General features: G+C 70.1%; 5 protein-coding genes. All 5 read right to left on the bottom strand.

The features are described from left to right. Window positions 1–126: 126 nt before the first annotated feature. Window positions 127–1317, bottom strand: a complete 1191-nt coding sequence (locus GEV10_31470; protein MQA82924.1) for a DUF222 domain-containing protein — start codon at window positions 1315–1317, stop codon at window positions 127–129. Between the two features lie 198 nt (window positions 1318–1515). Continuing rightward, window positions 1516–2274: a hypothetical protein gene (locus tag GEV10_31465; GenBank protein ID MQA82923.1), complete on the bottom strand. Its 759-nt coding sequence runs from the start codon at window positions 2272–2274 to the stop codon at window positions 1516–1518. Beyond that, window positions 2271–3560, bottom strand: coding sequence for an alpha/beta fold hydrolase (locus tag GEV10_31460; protein MQA82922.1), 1290 nt, complete (start codon window positions 3558–3560; stop codon window positions 2271–2273). Before GEV10_31460 ends, GEV10_31465 begins: the two co-directional genes overlap by 4 nt. A gap of 5 nt (window positions 3561–3565) precedes the next feature. After that, window positions 3566–4642 carry a hypothetical protein gene (locus GEV10_31455; protein ID MQA82921.1) on the bottom strand — a complete coding sequence of 359 codons (1077 nt, stop codon included), beginning with the start codon at window positions 4640–4642 and terminating at the stop codon, window positions 3566–3568. Between the two features lie 15 nt (window positions 4643–4657). Continuing rightward, window positions 4658–6226, bottom strand: coding sequence for an OPT family oligopeptide transporter (locus GEV10_31450; GenBank protein ID MQA82920.1), 1569 nt, complete (start codon window positions 6224–6226; stop codon window positions 4658–4660). Between the last annotated feature and the right edge of the window lie 249 nt (window positions 6227–6475).

Genomic DNA, 6475 nt, shown 5'->3' with positions numbered 1-6475 from the left:
TAACGCAGCATGCGGTGGTTTGAAACCATCACCTGTATGACGATCCCGAAGGGTCGACCTTCATCTCCAGCACAGCACGACAATCACGAGCATTCCAGCTTCTACATCAGAACCTCACAATCATCTTCAGGACACACGATGTCGGCCGCACAGGAGCGCGGAGTTGTCGATGTCGGTTTCCCCGCCGCGGGACCACCAGTCGACGTGGTGCACGTCGCAGTACAGGGGCTTGGAATCACAGCCGGCGTGTTGGCAGCCCTTGTCCCGGGCGATGACCGCCGCGCGGAGTCCGGCGGGGGCGACGCGTTGGGTGCGGCCGTGGTGCAGGACCTCGCCTTCGGTGCCGAAGACGGTCAGGCTGATGTCGGTCTCGCCGGCCTTGGCGAGGAGCTGTTGCACGGACAGTGGGTCGCCGTTGTTGAGGTAGGCGAGCCCGGCCATCCCGTACAGCTCTTTCAACGTGACGGTGGCCATCACGTGCAGGGGTCGGCCGCCGGGTTTGGGCATCGCGTTGTGCTCGCTGCCCCACCGCACCAGTTGTAGCAGCGCGTCGAGGCGCCGCTGGGAGGCGGTGCGCGGGTCCGGAGTGCCGTCGTCGTGAGCCTCGGGCTTGGCCAGCGGCTCGATGTAGAGCATGAGCTCGTTCGCCGATTCGGGATCCAGGTCCAACGCTGCCCGGTGCATGCCGTGCAGGTGTTTCCCGATCCGCAGCCCGCGACGCTGTCGGTGTTCGCGTTCGGTGTCGAGGTACCCGTCGGGGTTCAGCACCGCCTGCATCGTCTCCGCCGCCCGTTTCAGAAACGCCGGGTGCATCTCCAACGCGCACTCGACCAGGTGCTGCTCGGCGTCGTCTCGCACCTGGACCGGCACCGCCGCGGGGAGGGTGTCCAGGGCGTCGGCGATCACCATCGCGTGGCTGGTGGACATCTCCCCGGACACGACCGCGCCGGCGGCCTTCGGGTACTTCGGCGGCAGCACCTCACCGGACGGTTGGGTGCGGGGGTGCAGCGCGTCGACCGCGGCGAGGCGGGCTTTCGCCTCGCTGGGGTCGATCCGCAGCACCGACCGCAGGTAGGACTCCACCGACCGGGCACCCCGGTCGACGTGCAGGCCCCGGTCGCGGACCTCCCGCGCAAACGCCTGCGACACCAGCGGCATCTTCCGAGCGGCTTCCTCTGCGGCGAGCGCCAGCCCGTCGAGGTCGGACACCGACGCGAAGTCGGTCCGGGCGAGACGGCCCAGTGCCTGGCTGATGGTGAGGACGTCTTCCCAGGCCTGTTCGTCGACCGACGGCGGTGCGGCCCTGTCCTCGTCCATAAACAAATACTAGACCACGTCACCGACACTGTTCCGAGGAAATCCACAGTATTAACGGCCATCGGGCGTAACGAAGGGATAACGAAAAAGGCGACCACCCAGTGACCGGGAAGCGCGGCGCCCAGGGGAGCTGCCTCACCGCGTAGATGCGGGTAGTTCAGGTCGATCGTCGGGTGTCAAGACTCCGCCAGCGGACAGTCACTCGATAAACGCGTTGTGCGGATTCTTGACACCCGACGATCGACTTACACAATCAAAAGAGGGGTGAGGCGGCGTACCCGCAAGCAGCTCCCCCACAAGACGAGCGGCCAAGCTCCGAATCAGCAGCACCGGCAGCCCGCTCGCCACCGCGGCCGCCGCACGCATCCGCTCGTCATAACCGATGCAGTCAAGCACGACCACGTCGCAGTCCTCCGCGAGACCGGTCGCGGCAGAGGCGATCACCGAGAGACCGTCGGTGTACGGGCTCGCCGCTGCCATCGCCGCCACCGGACGGCCGAGCGTGCGTTCCCAGGCTCGACGGCCGTCGTCGAGCTGGCTCGGCAGCGGGCGGACGACGCCGACCCGCTGCTCACCCGCGAGTGCGGCGACGGCGTGGTGTGCGAGGGACTCGGTGAGCAGCAACGGGCGGTGGTGCGCGAGCGGTGGGAACGAGCCGCCGCACACGATCAGCACGACGTCCGCACCGTCGTCCTCCGCGCGTGCGACGGCGCGTTCCACGAGAGGTACGGCCCGGTCGTGGCCGAACACGACGCCCGTGCCGTCCGCGAGCCTGGAGGTGAACGCCGCCTCCCCGTCCCGCGGCGCCATGCCGGCGATCTCCGCGGGCGACAGACCGTCGAGGGCGCCACGCTCGACGATGCGGCATCGCGGCAGCAGCGGCACCATCTCGGGCACGAGGTCGTCCCTCGGCGCCTGCCCGATGGTCACCACGCCCAGCGTGGCGGTCGCTGTCACCGGCCGCGCACCATGTCGAGCATCCGGTCGAGGACGGCCGCGCCGTCCTGCCGGATGCCGTCGTGCTGGTGCGTGTTCGTGATCCAGGGGTTCAGTGCACCGATCCGCCTCGCCGTCGTCAGCGAATGGTCCAACGGCACGTACATGTCGTCGACGTACACCGCGGCCGCCACCGGCACCTCGTTGGCGGCGAGCCGGTCGACGTCGTAGAGCGCGGGCCAGTCGTCCTTCTCCGCGAGCAGGTACGCGGTGTCGCGCAGCGGGACGAGCGCCGGATCCTCGTCGTACTGCCACGGGTAGACCATCTCGCCGGTGAAGCGGAACGTGTCGGCCGCCGCGGCGAACTCCCCGCCGCGCTCGGCGCGGGTCCGTTCCGCGGACCAGTTCGCGGCCTCGCCCTGGCACCAGCAGGGCTCGTGCAGCAGTGCGTAGAGCGGACGGTCCGCGAACGACACCATCGCCGAGACCGCGTGCAGGAACGTGTCGTTCAGGACCCGCGTGCCACCCGACGTCGCGAACGGATCCTCGAGCAGGTCGTGGAACGCGTCGAACCTCGCCGCGTTGCCGAGCACCATGCCGGCTGTCTGGAAGCGCCGCGCCGTCAGCACCTCCCCCGTCGGCAGCCGCTCCGCCGTACCGGTGAGGTGCCTGGCGACGTCACGTGCGCGTCGCTGGTCGTCCGGGTAGCGCGCGAAGTACGCCGCGTTCCGTCGCGCGACCTGCTCGTACGTCGACCGATAGACGGGATCGGGCCCTCCTTCGAGCGCGGGCAGGCCACCGGTGACGATCGCCTCGCGCACGCCGTCGGGCGCGAACGACAGGTAGCTCAGCACGCAGAAGCCGCCGAAGCTCTGGCCGACCAGCGTCCACCTCGCGTCGTCGCCGGCGAGCGTGCGCCTGAGCACCTCGCCGTCGCGCACGATCGAGTCGGCGCGGAAGTGCGTCAGGTATGCGGCCTGCGCCTTCGCGTCACCGCGCTCGGGCAGCGTCTGCCGCGTCGCCGGCGTCGACCGCCCCGTGCCGCGCTGGTCCATGAGGACGACGCGGAACTCGCGTAGTGCCCGCGCCAGCCAGCCGGAGACCTGGCCGGGTCGCTCCGCCCGGTTGCCCGGCCCGCCCTGGAGCCACAGCAGCCACGGCAGCTCGTCGTGCTCGCGGTCGCTGTCGACGAGCTCCCGCGCGAACAGGTCGATGCGTTCGCCGTCGGGCCGCGCATGGTCGAGAGGTACGGGCAGGACGTGTTCGCGTACGACGAGACCGGGACGCCGGTAACGGGTGCTCTGCATGGCCGTCAGTATCCCGCCATGCCGAGCTCGCGACACAGCTCCACGAGGCGTGGGTGCACATAGCGTCCCTCGATCTCGATGGCCTCGCCGTCGAGGTGGATGGACGGGTTGAGCATGCTGCCGTCGGTGTGTGCCGCGGCGACCCACGGCTCGCCGCCGATCCAGGCGCCCTTGGTGCCGATGCCGAGCTCGACACAGCCGAACACGCGCTCGTCCTCGACGATGCGTCCGGTCGGCTTGAGCACGCCGGGGTTGAAGCCGAGCGACCAGTGCGCGACGCGGTACATGTTGTCGTCGCCGTGTGATGCCATCCAGCGCTCGAACACCGTCGCGTCGGCGTCGGCGTCGGCGTCGCCGTCGATGGCGACGACGCGTCCGTCGCGGACGGTGCAGCGCACGGGCGAACGCAGCAGGCCGAGCTCGTCCGGCGGCCAGATCGCGCCGTCGAACACGAGCGTGCCCTGCTGCGTCTCCTCCAGCGGGTTCCACGAGATCTGCCCCGCGAGCATGACCGTCTGGCCGGGCTCGGTCGCGGGCCTGCCGCGCAGGTTGATCGGTCGCCCGCCGTTGCGGGCCGTGATGTCGGTGCCGGCGGGCGTGGTGATGCGCACCTCGTCGGCGCGTTCGAGCAGGTCGACGAGCGCCTCACCCAGCCGCGTCGCACCGTCGAAGTCGACGCGTCCGACGGTGTCGACGAGCATCTGCACGTCCATCGCCGTGAGGTTGGCGTAACGGGCACCGTTGTCGATGGCGGTACGGAAGGCGTCGCTGTGCATCAGGTAGCCCACCGCGTACTCGATCCACACGTCCGCGTGCGCGATCGCGCCGGCGACGGGAGCCGGTGGTTCCATCGCGGACGTGCCACGCGATTCGTAGCGCACGACGACGGGGCTCGCGGCCGCCGCCGCCACGGCCTGCGCGGTCAGTTCGGCGACCCTGTCGTCGCCGGCGGTGTCGATCGTGATGACGACGTTCTCGCCCGGCTTCACGCACATGATCTCCTCGACGAGCTTGCGCGCACCCAGCGCGGCCTCGTACGAGAGGTAGCGCCCTCGGGACTCGACGCGGCTCGTGACTTCCATCCATGCCTCCTGTCGTCAGTTCTTCAGGACCTGTCCGGTGGCGGCGATCGAGTCGCCCGCGATGATGCCGGCACCGACAAGGGACAGCTCGTTCTCGGCCTGCGGCCCGCGGATCCGGCGGTAGACGAGCCGCGCCACGATCGCGCCGAACACCAGCCAGCCCGCGTTCGGCGTCGCGACGAGAAGCCCCGTCGCCAGCAGGATTCCCATCTGGCGCTTCGGGCCGCCGACCAGCTGGACGACCGCGCCGGGGATCGCCCAGAGCACCAGGTTGAGCGTGTTTCCCGCGTCGGTGAGGCCGGCCTTGATCGTGTCCGCGTACACCTCGGACACCGGCGGCAGCTGCCCGTTCTCGAAGTACGAGCGCCACAGGATCGCGACGACGGCGACGGCGACGGCGCAGCCGATGAGCGACGAGCGGAACTGCTGCCTGCGACCGGCGAGCTCGAACACCCGGTACGGCCGGCGCGCGCGGCGCAGGATCCAGCCGGCCTTGAAGTCGTACCCCATGTCCGCGAACGCGGGCCCGGTCGACGCGCAGTAGCCCACGAGCAGCGCCAGCGGGAGCGCCGGCATACCGAGCAGCAGACCGAGGATCAGGAAGATCAGGGTGACCGCGAACGCGGGGAACCAGCCCGCGTGCATCGCAGCGAGGCCGACGATGATCTCGTGCACCAGCGCGGCGAACCCGGCGAACAGCACCCACCCGATCAACGCGGGCACCGACAGGTCCGCGTACGCGCCACCGGCGAGGGCGAGCACCAGTGCACCCGCGACGAACAGCACGTAGCCGATGAGCAGCGAGCGCCGCAGTCGCGCCTCGTCGACGGTCGGCACCAGGCTCGGGTCCTGCGCCTCGGCGTCGTCTCCGGACTCCTCGGCGGTCTCCCCCCGACGCCGCTCGCGCCGGCGTGCGAGGATCCGCACCGCCTGGACGAGCGCGACGATGCCGGCGCCGATCATGACGCCGTGCGGGATGAACGCGGCGTTGAGGTCGACACCGAGCAGCGCGGGCTCGTACTGGCTCACCAGCAACCCCAGACCGAACATGCCGAGCGCCCACATGTTGCCGATGAACGCGACTCCCGCCGCCGACATCGACAGGCCGAACCACGAGCCGGCGAAGCCGACGACGGCGCCCGCGCCCAGGACCACCGCGCGCCGGCCGCCCTTGTCGCCCGCGATGATCGTCTCGGCGGCCGCGACGCCTGGTGGCCATGCCTCGGTCGCCTGCAGGAACGTGCTGTCGAAGATCCGGTACAGCACCCATGCGTCGACCACGAGACCGGCCGTCGCGCCGACCAGCATCGGCCAGACGAGGTCGGGCCGGCCGAAGACGAACGGCACCGCGATCGGCGTCAGCAGCGCGTTGGCCGCGGCGAACGTCGACGCGGAGATCGCGCTCTGGGTGAGGTTCTGGCGGTGCACCGAGCGCATCGAACGCAGGCCGAGCACGGAGATCCGGCCGACCAGCATCGCGACGAGCGCGCCGATGACCGAGGTGTTGGCGGACACCCCGAGCGTGGTGACGAGGTGGAGTCCGATGATCGCCCCGAGCACGCTCAGGCCGATCGTGAGGATCAGGGTGACGGGTTCGAACGCGCCGGGGTGACGTCCTTCGTTCCCGGTCAGGGCGACGGGCTGCTGGGCTCGTGCCATGGCGAGTCCCTTCGTCGGTACCGCTGAGGCTTGGCTAGTAGTACTTTGTTATGTCGAGTCTGCGGGGGTGGGTGGGCGTGGCAGGACGGGTTGCAGGCAGAGACGGCAAGCGCCGGTCCAGACGCCGAGTAGGGCCTGGAGTTCGCGGAGGACGGCGTAAAGAGTCAGGCCGGC

It is taken from the genome of Streptosporangiales bacterium, from assembly GCA_009379955.1.
Taxonomy (GTDB): domain Bacteria; phylum Actinomycetota; class Actinomycetes; order Streptosporangiales; family WHST01; genus WHST01.
This window is presented reverse-complemented; position numbering and strand designations above follow the sequence as displayed.

Bases quoted from the DNA above. Each gene is read 5' to 3' on its own strand.
- GEV10_31455 (MQA82921.1), bottom strand. From the start codon at position 4,642: ATGGAAGTCACGAGCCGCGTCGAGTCCCGAGGGCGCTACCTCTCGTAC.
- GEV10_31470 (MQA82924.1), bottom strand. From the start codon at position 1,317: ATGGACGAGGACAGGGCCGCACCGCCGTCGGTCGACGAACAGGCCTGG.
- GEV10_31460 (MQA82922.1), bottom strand. From the start codon at position 3,560: ATGCAGAGCACCCGTTACCGGCGTCCCGGTCTCGTCGTACGCGAACAC.